Annotated in this window: 14 protein-coding genes; 5 read left to right on the top strand and 9 right to left on the bottom strand. The window is 33.7% G+C overall.

Going from position 1 to position 13,856, the window contains the following annotated elements; genetic code table 11:
* Positions 1-72: 72 nt before the first annotated feature.
* Positions 73-1,164, bottom strand: a complete 1,092-nt coding sequence (pdxA, locus tag JHL15_RS20700; protein WP_200248973.1) for a 4-hydroxythreonine-4-phosphate dehydrogenase PdxA — start codon at positions 1,162-1,164, stop codon at positions 73-75.
* Between the two features lie 49 nt (positions 1,165-1,213).
* Between pdxA and JHL15_RS20695 the strand changes: the two genes are divergently transcribed.
* Genes JHL15_RS20695 through JHL15_RS20685 form a run of 3 tightly spaced genes read left to right on the top strand, consistent with a single transcriptional unit; the run spans position 1,214 to position 3,949 of the window.
* Positions 1,214-1,810, top strand: a complete 597-nt coding sequence (locus tag JHL15_RS20695) for a riboflavin synthase (RefSeq protein WP_200248972.1) — start codon at positions 1,214-1,216, stop codon at positions 1,808-1,810.
* Entirely contained in the window at positions 1,800-3,254 is a 1,455-nt protein-coding gene (locus tag JHL15_RS20690) for a sensor histidine kinase (RefSeq protein ID WP_200248970.1), read from the top strand. Before JHL15_RS20695 ends, JHL15_RS20690 begins: the two co-directional genes overlap by 11 nt.
* Positions 3,254-3,949: a tRNA1(Val) (adenine(37)-N6)-methyltransferase gene (locus JHL15_RS20685; RefSeq protein WP_200248968.1), complete on the top strand. Its 696-nt coding sequence runs from the start codon at positions 3,254-3,256 to the stop codon at positions 3,947-3,949. Before JHL15_RS20690 ends, JHL15_RS20685 begins: the two co-directional genes overlap by 1 nt.
* Here JHL15_RS20685 and JHL15_RS20680 read toward each other — a convergent pair whose 3' ends face one another.
* Together JHL15_RS20680 and rpmH are read right to left on the bottom strand one after the other, a co-directional pair.
* Complete coding sequence (locus JHL15_RS20680) at positions 3,950-4,660, bottom strand: cell division ATP-binding protein FtsE (protein WP_089027955.1); 711 nt, start codon at positions 4,658-4,660, stop codon at positions 3,950-3,952. It abuts the gene before it with no gap.
* A 157-nt stretch (positions 4,661-4,817) separates the two neighbouring features.
* Positions 4,818-4,976: a 50S ribosomal protein L34 gene (gene rpmH / locus JHL15_RS20675; RefSeq protein WP_034681061.1), complete on the bottom strand. Its 159-nt coding sequence runs from the start codon at positions 4,974-4,976 to the stop codon at positions 4,818-4,820.
* 231 nt (positions 4,977-5,207) lie between these two features.
* Between rpmH and JHL15_RS20670 the strand changes: the two genes are divergently transcribed.
* Positions 5,208-6,212, top strand: coding sequence for a DHH family phosphoesterase (locus tag JHL15_RS20670; protein ID WP_200249230.1), 1,005 nt, complete (start codon positions 5,208-5,210; stop codon positions 6,210-6,212).
* 70 nt (positions 6,213-6,282) lie between these two features.
* On the opposite strand, the gene JHL15_RS20665 is transcribed toward JHL15_RS20670, so the two are convergent.
* The 6 genes from JHL15_RS20665 to tilS all read right to left on the bottom strand — a co-directional run bounded on the left by JHL15_RS20665 (position 6,283) and on the right by tilS (position 12,731).
* Positions 6,283-7,086, bottom strand: a complete 804-nt coding sequence (locus JHL15_RS20665; RefSeq protein WP_200248966.1) for a patatin-like phospholipase family protein — start codon at positions 7,084-7,086, stop codon at positions 6,283-6,285.
* A 137-nt stretch (positions 7,087-7,223) separates the two neighbouring features.
* Positions 7,224-8,006: an alpha/beta fold hydrolase gene (locus JHL15_RS20660; RefSeq protein ID WP_200248964.1), complete on the bottom strand. Its 783-nt coding sequence runs from the start codon at positions 8,004-8,006 to the stop codon at positions 7,224-7,226.
* A 10-nt stretch (positions 8,007-8,016) separates the two neighbouring features.
* Positions 8,017-8,526, bottom strand: a complete 510-nt coding sequence (locus tag JHL15_RS20655; protein WP_200248962.1) for a hypothetical protein — start codon at positions 8,524-8,526, stop codon at positions 8,017-8,019.
* Positions 8,527-8,592: 66 nt separating this feature from the next.
* Positions 8,593-9,120: a biopolymer transporter ExbD gene (locus JHL15_RS20650; RefSeq protein ID WP_200248959.1), complete on the bottom strand. Its 528-nt coding sequence runs from the start codon at positions 9,118-9,120 to the stop codon at positions 8,593-8,595.
* A 216-nt stretch (positions 9,121-9,336) separates the two neighbouring features.
* Positions 9,337-11,412, bottom strand: a complete 2,076-nt coding sequence (locus JHL15_RS20645; protein ID WP_200248956.1) for a protein-disulfide reductase DsbD family protein — start codon at positions 11,410-11,412, stop codon at positions 9,337-9,339.
* Between the two features lie 8 nt (positions 11,413-11,420).
* Entirely contained in the window at positions 11,421-12,731 is a 1,311-nt protein-coding gene (gene tilS, locus JHL15_RS20640) for a tRNA lysidine(34) synthetase TilS (RefSeq protein ID WP_200248954.1), read from the bottom strand.
* A gap of 86 nt (positions 12,732-12,817) precedes the next feature.
* On the opposite strand from tilS, the gene JHL15_RS20635 reads away from it, so the two are divergent.
* On the top strand, positions 12,818-13,651 hold the full coding sequence (locus JHL15_RS20635; protein WP_200248951.1) for an OmpA family protein: 834 nt from the start codon (positions 12,818-12,820) through the stop codon (positions 13,649-13,651).
* Positions 13,652-13,856: the final 205 nt, after the last annotated feature.

The raw sequence follows: 13,856 nt of genomic DNA, 5'->3' as shown, positions 1-13,856 counted from the left end.
CAAAAATATGCATTTTTTTTATAATTACAAATAAAATGTCAAACAAATTAATTTAAAATGTATTTGATCTCTCTAGCCTTCGTTTTCATCAGGTAGGTCTTCATCTATTCCATTGTCTACAACCATTTTCCTTGGCTGCATTCTATTGCTCATTAGATCGTTATACTCACTTCTGTTCTTGAAAATTTTAATTGCTGTGAAAATAGCTTCAGTAAAACTTTGTTCATCAGCTATATTTTTTCCGGCAATATCATAAGCTACTCCATGGTCTGGAGATGTTCTGATAAAGGGTAGTCCAGCAGTGTAATTTACCCCCTCTTCGTAAGCTAAAGTTTTAAATGGAGCAAGTCCCTGATCATGATACATGGCTAAGACAGCATCAAAGTTTTTATATTTACTAGGTTGGAAAAAACTGTCTGCCGGAAATGGGCCAAAAGCTAAAATTCCATTATCTGAAAGTTCTTTGATGGCTGGGCTGATGATTTCTATTTCTTCATTTCCGATTACGCCTCCATCTCCAGAATGTGGGTTTAATCCTAATACAGCAATTTTAGGTTTTTGAATACAAAAATCTTCAATTAATGTTTGGTTTAAGGCTCTGATTTGTTTTTTGATTTTTTCTTTAGAAATATTTTCTGCTACCTTCACAATCGGGATATGGTGAGTAGAAACGGCTACCTTTAAATCATCGGTTACCAGAAACATAAGTCCTTTCTTATTGAACTTTTCTTCAAAATATCCTGTATGTCCGGCATGTTTGAACCCCATTTTCATCATCTCGTCCTTATTGATGGGTGCTGTTACAAGCACGTCAATTTCTCCTTTCATTAAAGCTTCTGTAGCAGCTTCCAGGGAAGAAATCGCCATATGTGTGGATTCTTCTGTTGGAGTCCCGAGCTCTACATTAGAATTATCTTTAGCAAGGTTGACCATATTGAGTTTTCCTGGCTGAGCTTGTGAAGCTTCGTTGATGTAATTGAAATTCAGATTCAGTTTGAATATATTTTTCTGATAGGTGAAAAGTTTCCCTGAACCAAAAATAATGGGAGTGAAAAAGTCCGTAATGGTTTTGTCTTTCAAAGACTTCATAATGATTTCAGGACCGATGCCATTGAAATCACCGATTGAAATTCCTACTCGTACTTTATAGTTTTTTGGACTCATTTTGATTATCTTTGAAGATTATAATTTTACAAATTTAGCAAAAAATAATATGTTCACAGGAATTATTGAAGCAGTAGGGGTTATTGAGAAAATTGAGGAAAAGGGGAGTAACATAGATTTTACTTTAACATGTCCTTTTACCAATGAATTGAAAATAGATCAAAGTCTAGCACATAACGGTTGTTGTCTAACGGTTGTAGAAGTTAAAAATGATCAATATGTTGTAACAGCAATAAATGAAACACTGGAAAAAACAAATCTTGGAAAATGGGAGGTTGGAACAGTGGTAAATCTTGAACGTTGTATGAAGATGGATGGAAGACTGGATGGGCATATTGTTCAGGGACATGTTGATAAAACAGGAGAAGTTGTAGGAATTGAAAATAAAGATGGAAGTTATTTTATAACTGTTAAATATGATAATGATGGAGATTTTGTAACTGTTCCTCAGGGTTCAATTACAATGAACGGAATAAGCTTAACGGTAGCTAAAAGTGAAGATTATCAATTTTCGGTAGCAATTATTCCTTATACCTGGGAGTTTACCAATATGCAGCATTTAAAAATAGGTGATAAAGTAAATCTTGAATTTGATATAATTGGTAAGTATATTGCTAGGTTAATTAATAAACAGAATGGCAATTAATAAATACAAAGGATATAGCTTGAGAAATCGTGTGTTTTTCGGTTTCTTGCTGGTATGTCTTTTAAGTGTTGTTGCTTCATCCCTCGTTCCATACTTTGTTTTAAGAAATAATTCTTTACAACAAAGTAAAATAGACATGCAGGAAAAGACCAGTGCCGTTATGAGGTTTCTGGATTATGCTGTAAGTAGTACTATTCTTGAAACGAAAGATCTCCCACAGGTTTTAGGGAATAAAATTTTTGAAATTGCGGATATTAATCAGCACGATATTGTTATTTATGACCTAAAAGGTCATTATTTACTTTCTAATAAAGATCAGGGGCTTATTTCTCAGAAATCAATTCCGGTAGATATTGTCAATAGAATACTTGCAACTGACGCAAGAGTGGATATTAAAGGGTATGATCAGTCAAAAGATGCTGTGTTTACTTCTTCATACATGGTTTTGAAAAATAATGTTTTGGAACCTGTAGGAATTGTTTATATTCCATTGTATCATAATGAATCGGCTTATCTGGAAGTGCTTCATCAGTATGTTAAATACATTCTTCTGGTAGATTTTTTCCTGATTATATTTAGTATCTGGATAAGTTGGGTGACGTCTAACAGTCTGGCGAAAAACATTACCAAATTTTCTGATATGATTACCCGTATTACATTATTTGAAAATGAAATGCGACCTATTAGATATTACAAGAATGATGAACTAAATGCTTTAGCAAGGGCTTATAACAGGATGATCCTTCAGATTCAGGATCAGAAGGAGAGGCTTCGTTTTAAAGCTTCAGAAGAAGCCTGGAGGGAAATGGCTAAGCAGGTAGCGCATGAGGTTAAAAACCCTCTGACACCTATGAAGCTGACCATTCAGAATTTCGAAAGAAAATTTGATCCACAGGATCCTAATGTGACAGAGCGGGTAAAGCTGATGAGTAAAACAATGGTGGATCAAATTGATCTGATTGCTACAGTTGCCTCTGCTTTTTCAGAGTTTGCAAAACTTCCTGAGAAAAATAATGAGACGATCAATCTTAACGCAGAAGTAGAAGATATTCTTCGTGTTTTTAGTGATGACAGTGTTTTTGTTCATACAAACAAAGGGAATATTATGATTAATATGGATAAGATTTATCTTTCCAGAATCATTACGAATCTTGTTACGAATGCAAAGCAGGCGCAAAGCGAGGATCGGAAATTGATAATTAATGTGGATATAGAGCAGCATCAGAGAAGAGTGATGATTTCTGTACAGGATAATGGGGTAGGTATTCCAGATAATATGTATGAAAGAATATTCGAACCGAATTTCACATCAAAAAACAGTGGAATGGGATTGGGCTTATCGATGGTAAGAAAAATGGTAGAAGATTATAAAGGTGAGATTTCAGTGAAATCAGAAGTTGATAAAGGCTCTACATTTACAATCACATTGCCTACCAATCTATAGTGAGACCTTTTAAGTTTAAACAATTTGATATTCTGCAGTCTCCGGAAGTTTTCCGTGTGGGGACTGACGGGGTTTTGCTGGGTGCTCTTGCCAGTGTAAACAAAGCAATGAGGGTTTTGGAAGTCGGAACAGGAACTGGTTTGATTTCATTGATGTTGGCTCAGAGAAATCTCAATGCGGAATTTCTGGGATTGGATATTCAGGAGAGTGCTGTCAATATTACTAAAGAGAATTTTGAAAATTCTTCTTTTAGTACAAGGTTAAAAAATATCTGTCAGGATTTTAAGACTTTAGAAACCGAAGAAACATTTGATCTGATTGTTTCCAATCCGCCTTATTTCGAGGAGTCTGATTCTGATAAAGACAAAATAGCCAGACAGACTATTGAGTTGAATTTCCATCAATTAATATCAAAAGCTTCCTCATTACTTTCTGAGAACGGAATTTTTTCGGTGATCATTCCGGCTGAAATAGGTGAAGATTTTCTAAAAATTGCAATTGAAAATAATTTGTTTTTAGCCAGAAGAATTAATATTAAAGGGATAGAGCATTCAAAAATAAAAAGGCTGATATTGGAATTTTCTTTATTTGAGAATGAGATTGAAGAATCTGATTTTGTAATAGAAAAAAGTCCGAGAAAATACTCGGACCAATATCTTGAACTCACAAAAGAGTTTCATATTTTCGGTAAATAATTATTCGAATAATTCTGTAGTATCAAGTACTGATACCTTTCCGTCTTCGCATCTGATAGCTTCCCCTGGAAAATTTTGAATCATATGGTAATCGTGAGTTGCCATTACTACTGCAGCTCCGTTTTCTAAAGCAACCTGTTTTAGTAATGTCATGATCTCATTAGAGGTTTCTGGATCCAGGTTTCCGGTTGGCTCATCTGCAAGAATAAGATCCGGATGGTTGAGTAGCGCTCTTGCGATGGCTATACGCTGTTGTTCACCTCCTGAAAGTTCGTGTGGCATTTTGTGCTTTTTACTTTTCATATTCACACTCCCCAGAACTTCATTGATGCGATCTTCCATTTTTATCTTATCACTCCATCCTGTAGCTTCCAGAACAAACTTCAAGTTTTTCTCTACCGTTCTATCAGAAAGCAATTGGAAATCCTGAAATACAATTCCTAATTTTCTTCTCAGGTTCGGGATGTCGGATGTTCTCATTTTAGCAAGATCAAAACCTACTACATCTCCATGTCCTGATGCTAAAGGAATATGCCCGTACAAAGTCTTTAAAAGAGAGCTTTTACCTGATCCTGTTTTTCCAATCAGATAGCAGAATCTTCCTTTTTTAATATTGAGATTAACGTCGGAAAGAACAGTAAAGCTTTTTTGAGCAATTTTTGCATGTTGCAAACTTATAATGCTGTCTCCTGATATATTTGTATGTGGCATAATTTAATTTTAAAAGGGCGATTTCTAAAAAAAATCTTTTCAGATTTTAAAAATAGAAAAAAGAAACTTAAAGAACCTAAATTTTAGTAAATTTTAACAACAAAAAATGCCTGAAAAACTTCTTTTCAAGCATGATTTGTATATGATAATTTCGAGATTATCTCTTAGCGCGTGCAGCACTTATAGTTAAACTCTTTCTGCCTTTAGCTCTTCTTGCAGCCAAAACTCTTCTACCGTTTGGCGTTGACATTCTTTCTCTGAAACCGTGTTTGTTTCTTCTTTTTCTTTCTGATGGCTGGAATGTTCTTTTACTCATTACTATATATTTAAATCGTAATTATCTATTTATTTTTCAGGTTGCAAAGATAAATATTTTTTTAGAAGTTACAAATTTATATTGTTTTTTTTTGAAATTATTTCAAATGTTTTTTTGCTAATATTTATGGTGTTAGCTCCAAAAAGGGCTGCTGAGGTTATTTAAATTAATGTCTGTTGATTTATTTAAAAGCTCTATCTTTGGAAACTCAAATTTAAAAAAAACATAATGATGTTTACACCTTCTGAACTTTTAGAAATAAAAACGCTTCTTAGTCCTGAAAATAAAATAGTTATTCTGACTCACTATAATCCGGATGGTGATGCTATTGGTTCCAGTTTAGGTTTAAAACATTATTTACATGCTAAAGGTATTGCAGCAGAAGTACTTGTTCCGAATGATTTTCCTAAGTTTCTTAAATGGATGCCAGAGGCCAGAAAAAGTATTGTTGCTGAATATAAAAGAAAAGTAGCATTCGATCTGATAAATGAAGCTGATGTTATTTTCTGCCTTGATTTTAATTCGCCTTCAAGAATTGGAATTTTAGGAGATTGGTTGGTAAAAGCTAAAGCAAAGAAGATTCTTATTGATCATCATCAACAACCTGAAGCATTTGATTATGTTTATTCTGACACAATTATTCCTGCAACTTCGCAAATGATCTATCATTTTATTGAGGCTATGAATGATGAAGCTTTAGTGAATAAAGATATTGCTGAATGTCTTTACACAGGAATCATGACAGATACCGGAGGATTCCGTTTTCGTTCAACAAGTGCTACAACGCATCGTATCATTGCGAACCTAATTGAAAAAGGAGCTGATCCTTCTGTGATTACTTCAAATACCTGGGATACTAATACAGTTTCTCGTTTGCACTTATTGGCTCTAATTCTAGGTCGAATAGAAGTGGTAAATGAGGGTACGGTAGCCGTTTTATATCTTACCAGAAAAGAACTTCAGGAATATGGTTTCCAAAAAGGGGACACCGAAGGTTTTGTTAATTATGGATTAAGCATCGTTGGGGTAAAAATGTCTGCATTCTTTATGGAGGATTTGTATGAAGATTTCATTAAAATCTCTTTCAGAAGTAAAGACAATGTAGATGTCAATCAGTTTTCAAGAAAGTATTTCAATGGAGGAGGACACATCAATGCTGCGGGAGGAAAGTCTAATGAGTCTTTACCGGATACGCTTGAAACTTTCAAAGCGAGAATTAGCGAAGAGAATTTATAAGGGAAAACAGAAGGAAGGGGCAAAATTGCAAAAAAGCTAAATGGCTCTTTGCTGTGATAGTTTTCAATTTTCAATTTTCAACTTTCAATTTAGTGTATCCTTTTTCTTCCAGCTCAATACACGCATATTCATAAACCTGTTGAAACATTTCATCCATATATTTCTTATTGAATAGGCTAAATTTGGTCATTTTGGGTGGGTCTAAGAAAATATTACAATAATTGACCTTGGAATAAACCGATTTTGCAATGGCTAAATGGAGGATTCTATCAAATTCTTTTAATAAGCTCATATTCTTTAGTTCGTCATAACTTATTGAGTTTACATGAGATGCGATCAGGAAATCACACTTATCAATAATGGGTCCGATAGGTAGGTTGTCTAAGACACCTCCATCTACATATATTTTTTCTCCTATCCTTACAGGTGGAAGTACAAATGGCACACTGGAAGATGCTAAAAGAGGTTGGAAAAGAGGTCCCTCTGAAAAGAAATCTACAATTCCCTGAGTCATTTCTGTTGCAGCGACGTATACCGGGATTTTTAAAATTTTAAAATCATCTTCCGGGAAATGGTCCGTAAATAATTTTAAAATAAAATTTGAACTGAAAATCCCATTTTTAGAAAGCTTTAAATAAGATCTTGAAAAAAAAGTAGTGCTCTTTACGATCTCCATCATTTCGTCAGGCGTTTTACCAAAAGAGTAAAAAGCTCCTACAATAGAGCCAGCACTGGTTCCAGAGATGATTTGTGGTTTTAAATCGTATTCTTCTAACGCTTTTAGTACGGCAATATGAGCAATTCCACGCATTCCTCCGCCAGAGAGCGTCAAGCCTATAATAGATTCCTTTTTGTTGAAAGAGAGTAAACTCATTGAGAAAATTAATCTTCACTAAGATAAAGAAATTTTAATAGACCCGATTGAAATTGGCTGAAATCAGATGGCGTAATTCTTTCTTACGAGAAGATGTCTTTTCTGTTACTACCTTTTGATAATCTAAGCTTTATCTTTTATAAAACTAAATTCTTAGGCATATTGTGTAGTAGCTCAGTATTGATTATTTCTGCGCAGATACTTGGCTTTTCCCAATGCCCATTATGCCCACAATCCAGGATGTATGATTTTATGTTTGTTCTATCAGGAAGGTTGTTGATTGTTGTTTCTGTTTTTACAGCATTGTCATGTTTCCCTGATAGGACCAGAATTTTAGCTTCAAGGTTTTCCAATACGTGCCTTTTATCTGTACGTTCGACCATCCCTTTTACACATGCGAGAGCTCCGAGGTTATTCGTAGAAAGTGCAACCTCTAATGCAGTTTCTATTTTTCCTTCTAAAATATCTCTTTCATTTGGGTTGAATAAATTAGGAACTCCTGCTTTTGCATAATTTGGAAATGCTTCCTGAATAATGCGATAACTTTTTATACGCTGTTTCTTCTTCTCTTCGTCATCAGGAAGGTAAGTAGAGAAAAATAAGGTTAAGCTTTTTAGTGATCCGGGGTATTTTTCAGCAAAGGCTAATGATACATAGCCTCCCATAGAATGCCCTAATAAGTGAACTTTTTCAAGTTTTTGGCTGTCCAGAACTTTTTTTACTTCGTCAGCCATAAGTTCACTGGTGTGAATATCTGCTAAAATTTCAGATTGTCCATGACCTGGTAAATCAATTTTCAGGATATTGAAATTTTCAGACAAATGAGGTTCCATATCATTCCAGATAGAAAGATTTTCCATGAAGCCGTGAAGAAGAACTAACGTTTCTTTTCCGTTTCCTTTTTTTTCAAAATTCAGCATGCTTTCGATATTAAAAGTGAATGTCAATATAATCAACAAATCCCGAGCCGTTTACCATATCCTGAAGTCTCCAGGTTTTTCCACCATCTTTAGATAAGAAAGTTTTCGTGCCTTGTCTTATGTCTATTTTTCCGTTTTCATTTTCAGAAATGCTTTGTGAAACACTTCCTGTGAAATTCATGTGTTTGTCAGAAACAACTTTCATGTAGCCTTCAATATGGACATAATCTTTTCCTGATTTTATATCTCCGAGAACTTTATAATGATCCTTTTCACCTTCTGTCTTTTGGAAATTGACAGAGCCGGACTTTTTGATAAGGTTATGGGTAAATTTGTGATCTCCGCTAAAATCTTTAAAATGATTTTTACTTTTAATACTGTCATTTATTTTTGTTCGGGCGGCATTAATAGAATCAATAATTTTAATGCTGTCTGTTTGATTTGGAGTTGACTGTGTCTCTTTTTTTGAACAAGAAACAAGTAGAGCTGTAATGGCAGCAATGATTATGATATTTTTCATCGAAGAATAAAAATTGTATCCTCAAAAGTAAATAAAAAAGAGCATTGTTAAAATGCCCTTTCTCTTTTATTTTGTTAATTCTTCATAAACTTTTTTCTCCCAGGGTTTGATGTCTGTAACGCCATATCGTTCTTTTTTAGAAATCGCAATATTATCCAGCATGTCTACAAAGTTCTTATAGTTCGAATCATCTGTAGGCTTTACAATGATAGTAAAAATTTCTTTTCTGGGAGCTTTATTGTAGGCTTCAGAAATGACTTTAGAGATATTTAATCCACTGAAATTTGTTTCTTTTAAGTTACTGGTGTTTAAATCTTCTTTCGCCTGTTGGTGATAAAATACTTTATTGTCTCTCCCAATAATAAATGTTATTTGATTTTTAGTATCAATATCTACTGGTGAAGGTATGGGGCTAGGATTATGATCCTTCGCAGGTAATCCCAGATCCATTACATTGGGTTTTGTAAAATTGGTAGTAAACATGAAAAAGGTAATTAATAAAAACCCTAAATCTACCATTGGAGTCATATCAATACGGATTGGTTTTTTCCGTTGTTTTCCTCCTGATTTCTCTTGTGCGATAACTTCAGCCATAAGTACAATTTTTAAATGTTAAACGGTTTTTAATAAAGACTGAGTAATTATTCTTTATTTGAGGAAATCTATACAAAGTTTATACCTAAATGATTAAAATGTCAACAATTTAATTATTTCATTAATGATTTATACTTAAATGTTGTTAAAATCAAGCGATTAAAAAAGCCTTATCAAAATGAATTGATAAGGCTGTATTTATTTTAAATAGAAAAACTATTTATTCTGTTTGTAATAATTAACACCACATTCAAGGAATTTTTTGAAATCCTCTTTTGGCATGTAACCAGATACAGGAGTATTGATTACTTTCCCGTTCGGAGTCACCAACACATAGTGGGGCTGGGAATTGTTATTGAAATTTACCTGCTGGAATAAGCTCCATCTGTCACCGATTGTTTTTACTTTTTTAATTTGTCCTTCTCCAAGATCAATTTTAGTTTTTTGGTCTTCCGGAAGTTCTTCCTTATCATCTACATAAAGAGAGGCAAGAACAACATCGTTTTGAAGGATAGGAAGAATATCCGGTTCACTCCAAACGAACTCTTCCATTTTTCTACAGTTTTCACAACCGTAACCTGTGAAGTCAATCAGGATGGGTTTATTTTCTTTTTTTGCTAATTCCACAGCGTTGAAGAAATCGTGTTCAGGATGCATTCCTAAGATTCCATCTTTTTCGTCATGGAAATAACTTACGTTCAATGGTGGCAGAATTCCACTTAATAATTGAAGTTTTGGACGTTCCGATGGAATTAATCCCTGAATTAGATAAATCACAAAGCCTACACCTAATACACCTAATATTTTTCTCGTAATAGAGATTTTAGGCTTTTTATCGTCATGAGGGAATCTTATTAATCCAAACAGATATAAAGCAAGACCAATGGTTATAATGATCCAGATAACAATGAACAATTCTCTTTTCAAAAAGAAGGTCTTGGAAACTAGATCTGCTTTTGATAAAAATTTTAAAGCCAAAGCTAATTCAATGAAACCTAAAACTACTTTTACGGTATTCATCCAGCCTCCTGATTTTGGAAGACTTTGCAACGCTTGAGGGAATAATGCCAAAAGTCCGAAGATGATTGCCCAAGCTAATCCGAAACCAGCTAAAGCAAAAGTTAAGAGCATAGGCACATTGGTAGACCCGGTAACGGCACTTCCCAGTAAGCTTCCTAAAATTGGCCCTGTACAAGAGAATGAAACAATCACCAATGTTAGAGCCATAAAGAAAATACCAATAATCCCTCCCGCTTCTTCAGCTTTGGAAGATTTATTAGCAATAGAGCTCGGTAATGTAATATCGTAATACCCGAAGAAACTACCTGCAAAGAAGATAAATATGATAAAAAAGGCTATATTCAGCCACACACTAGTGGAAATTTCATTGAAAATATTTCCTGCAATTCCATTAATTAAATGGAATGGTACACTTAATAAAACAAATATTAAAAGAATAAAAAATCCATAAATAAGTGCATCTCTTTTCCCTTTAGCCTTATTTTTATTTCCTTTTGTAAAGAATGAAACGGTTAAAGGAATCATTGGGAAAACGCAAGGTGTTAATAAAGCTATTAAACCTCCGATAAATCCTAGAAATAAATAAGTCCAATAGTTTTCGCTTACCTCAGAAGACTTAGTACCACAATCGGTAAGAGGTTTTTTGAAATCTATGGTCTCTATTTTTAATTGTTTCGGATCTAAATGAGACCCTTGTGTTACTGTAATCTCACTTTTAGCAGGGTTTTCTACAACCGTTACTGCCGCTTTTGTAGAATCTTTAGCAATTTCTGTAGTCGCTTCAGGAGTCACTTCTTCTGTTGCTCCTTTTGGAGTAACCTTTTGGTTGAATTCTAAAGTGTTAGGAGCAAGGCAAACCCTGTCGTCACACGTTTGGTATGTAATTTCTGCTATAACATCAGCTGGTTTTGTAGGGTCTTTAAGTTTGAATTTTTGTTTAAAGCCTGCGGAGTTAGAATAAAAGACAATGGTTCCTCCAAAAGCTTCGGAAAACTCTTCATGTTTTTTTCCGACCTCTTGAAATTTTCCGATCAGTTCAATATTTTTACCGGAGACTTTATATTCTGTAGGAATTCCCGTGTCTTCAGGAATATCTCTGGAGTAAATATGCCACCCACTTTCCATCGTTGCATTAAGAACTGCTTCGTACTGATTATTTCCTAGATCGTTAACCGTGAATTTGAATTTTACAGGATTTTTGATCTGTGCATTAAGTCCCGAAAATAAGAATACCAAAGCTAGTAACAGCCATGCTTTAAATTTACTTTTCATTTTTACTTTTAGTTAAAAAGGTTCAGGGTATATTTTGTTTTTTCAGTACATACAAATCTTCTGTCTTGCCTGTAAGGAATAACACCTAATACATTTTCATTGCCGTCTGCTAATACCCAAATTTTTTGCTTTGCTAAAATAGATAATTTTTCATCCTTAAAAAACTTAGAAACTTTCTTTTTTCCTGAAAAGCTTAATGGATAAAATAAATCGCCTTCTTGTTTTTTTCTCAAGATCAAAGGAAGCTGAATTTTTTCCATATCAAAATTCCAAGTAAAGCTTCTCTTATGTTCATCATCCAATTGAATGAAATTTCCTATGTTGATCTCGATAGATTCAGTATTGAAATCGAATTTCTCAATTAAAATAATATTTTCCTCACTCTCATTTTCAGAGATGTTATTGATGATAATCAATTCATCCCTATTAATGATCAGTTGGTATTCGGTTGAAAAAAAAGAACTTCCGGTTTCAGCAATGAAAATTTTTTTTATTTCTTCCTCTTTATTGAAACCGTATTTTTTTAGAATTTCAAACTTTACAAAATCGCTCTCTTTGTTTAGCTTTTCCTTTGATAGAATTATCTTTTCCAGGTTAAACGTAGAAAGGTTGTTTTCTATCTCCTGAATTTGTTTCTGAACAAAATCCTTAGTTTGATTGAGGTAAGAAGATGTCTTTTTGAAATTTTCCAAAAAATGATCATTTGTTTCCAATAATTTGGGAACGATTTCATTTCTTATTTTATTTCGCAGATAATCGCTTTTTTTATTGGAACTGTCTTCCCTGTATTCAATGTTGTGTTCCTTAGCGAAATTATAAATGTGTTCTTTTGAATATTGCAAAAGTGGGCGCAGAATTTTATTTTCATTGGCAGGGATACCGCTAAGACCTTTAATTCCGGATGCTTTTGATAGATGGATGAGGAAGGTTTCCAATTGATCATTCAAATGATGAGCTGTTACCAGATACTCGAGATTTTCTTTCTTTTGAATATTTTTAAAGAATTGATATCTGATTTCTCTTGCCCAAAGCTGAATGGAGTTTTCAGGTTTGTTATCTTTTTCTGAAACCTCATATAAATGAAATTTAATATGATTTTTCTCACAAAAATCCTGCACTACTTTTTGATCAGCATCAGAGTCCTTTCCCCGCAGTTTATAATTGATGTGTGCGATCTGGAAATTCAGCCCTACACTTTGAAACAGGAAGGCTAAAACCATAGAATCAGCACCGCCACTTACCGCTAAAAGATAGGTGTGTTTTTCGGGTGAGTTAACGAGGTTTTCCAGCTGATCTTTAATACTTAATTTTTTCAACATAGATGTTGAGAATTTCTTTTGTGCAAAGATAATTCATATAATTCAATTGAATTTTCTAACTTTGATCCGTCTAAAAAAGATTATTTATGAAGATATTAAAAATTTTAGCAGTTTCTGCAATGGCGTTGGGAATGACATCTTGTGTCAGCAAAAAGCAGTACGATGCATTGAGTTCTAACTACAAACAATGTATTGAAAATATTGGCGAAAGACAAAGAGAAATTCAGGATCTGAAATCTCAAAATTCTGCATTATCAGGTGAAAATAGTTTACTAAAAAGCCAGCATGATGCTTTGAAGTCATCTTTGGATGCTTGTTTATCTAATACAGGGAAAAGCTCTGCAAATATTGATAAATTAGTAGGAGAGATTAATGCTTCAAATTCTTATATCAAGCAATTGATTTCAAACAATGCTAAAAATGACAGTCTTAATTTAGCGTTATCAAATAAACTGAAAAGATCTTTGGATAATGTAACTGATGATGATGTTCAGGTAAAAGTGTTGAAAGGTGTTGTAATGATTTCTCTTTCAGATAAAATGTTGTATAAAACAGGTGACTACAATATCTTACCTGCTGCTCAGGAAGTGTTAGGAAAAGTAGCGAAAGTAATTAACGATTACGATAAATATTCAGTACTGATCGAAGGTAATACAGATAATGCTCCTTTAAGTTCAGCTAATTTGCCAAGAGATAACTGGGATCTTTCTGCATTGAGAGGTACAGCTGTTGCGAAAATACTACAAACTCAGTTTGGAGTAGATCCTTCAAGAATTACTGCGGGTGGACGTTCAGAGTACAATCCTAAAGCAACAAACATGAGTGTTTCAGGAAGAGCAGAAAACAGAAGAACGGAAATTATCATTATGCCTAAACTGGACGAGTTTATGAAGTTAATGGATATTGCTCCTAAGAAATAATATTTCAAACAACTTATATAATAAATAAATCCCGAATTTCTTCGGGATTTATTCTTTTAATCAAACTACTTCTTCTCTTTCTAATAATGAAATAATTCGCTTAATAAATGAATCGGATAATTTGCGTGTCTTTTTCTCAGAAGAAGGTACATTTTCTAGAGATCCTGTAACTTTTCTCTTTTGTCTGGTTTTACTTACTTCTGTT

Source organism: Chryseobacterium paridis (assembly GCF_016595215.1).
GTDB lineage: Bacteria > Bacteroidota > Bacteroidia > Flavobacteriales > Weeksellaceae > Chryseobacterium > Chryseobacterium paridis.
Note: the sequence above shows the minus strand (reverse complement) of the source record. Positions and strands in the feature narration are given on the sequence as shown.

Excerpts from the sequence above, each read along its gene's own strand:
- JHL15_RS20645 (WP_200248956.1), bottom strand. The coding sequence starts at position 11,412 with ATGAAAAGTAAATTTAAAGCATGGCTGTTACTAGCTTTGGTATTCTTA.
- JHL15_RS20655 (WP_200248962.1), bottom strand. The coding sequence starts at position 8,526 with ATGAAAAATATCATAATCATTGCTGCCATTACAGCTCTACTTGTTTCT.
- JHL15_RS20635 (WP_200248951.1), top strand. The coding sequence starts at position 12,818 with ATGAAGATATTAAAAATTTTAGCAGTTTCTGCAATGGCGTTGGGAATG.
- JHL15_RS20695 (WP_200248972.1), top strand. The coding sequence starts at position 1,214 with ATGTTCACAGGAATTATTGAAGCAGTAGGGGTTATTGAGAAAATTGAG.
- JHL15_RS20680 (WP_089027955.1), bottom strand. The coding sequence starts at position 4,660 with ATGCCACATACAAATATATCAGGAGACAGCATTATAAGTTTGCAACAT.
- rpmH (WP_034681061.1), bottom strand. The coding sequence starts at position 4,976 with ATGAGTAAAAGAACATTCCAGCCATCAGAAAGAAAAAGAAGAAACAAA.
- JHL15_RS20650 (WP_200248959.1), bottom strand. The coding sequence starts at position 9,120 with ATGGCTGAAGTTATCGCACAAGAGAAATCAGGAGGAAAACAACGGAAA.
- tilS (WP_200248954.1), bottom strand. The coding sequence starts at position 12,731 with ATGTTGAAAAAATTAAGTATTAAAGATCAGCTGGAAAACCTCGTTAAC.
- JHL15_RS20670 (WP_200249230.1), top strand. The coding sequence starts at position 5,208 with ATGTTTACACCTTCTGAACTTTTAGAAATAAAAACGCTTCTTAGTCCT.
- JHL15_RS20690 (WP_200248970.1), top strand. The coding sequence starts at position 1,800 with ATGGCAATTAATAAATACAAAGGATATAGCTTGAGAAATCGTGTGTTT.
- pdxA (WP_200248973.1), bottom strand. The coding sequence starts at position 1,164 with ATGAGTCCAAAAAACTATAAAGTACGAGTAGGAATTTCAATCGGTGAT.
- JHL15_RS20665 (WP_200248966.1), bottom strand. The coding sequence starts at position 7,086 with ATGAGTTTACTCTCTTTCAACAAAAAGGAATCTATTATAGGCTTGACG.
- JHL15_RS20660 (WP_200248964.1), bottom strand. The coding sequence starts at position 8,006 with ATGCTGAATTTTGAAAAAAAAGGAAACGGAAAAGAAACGTTAGTTCTT.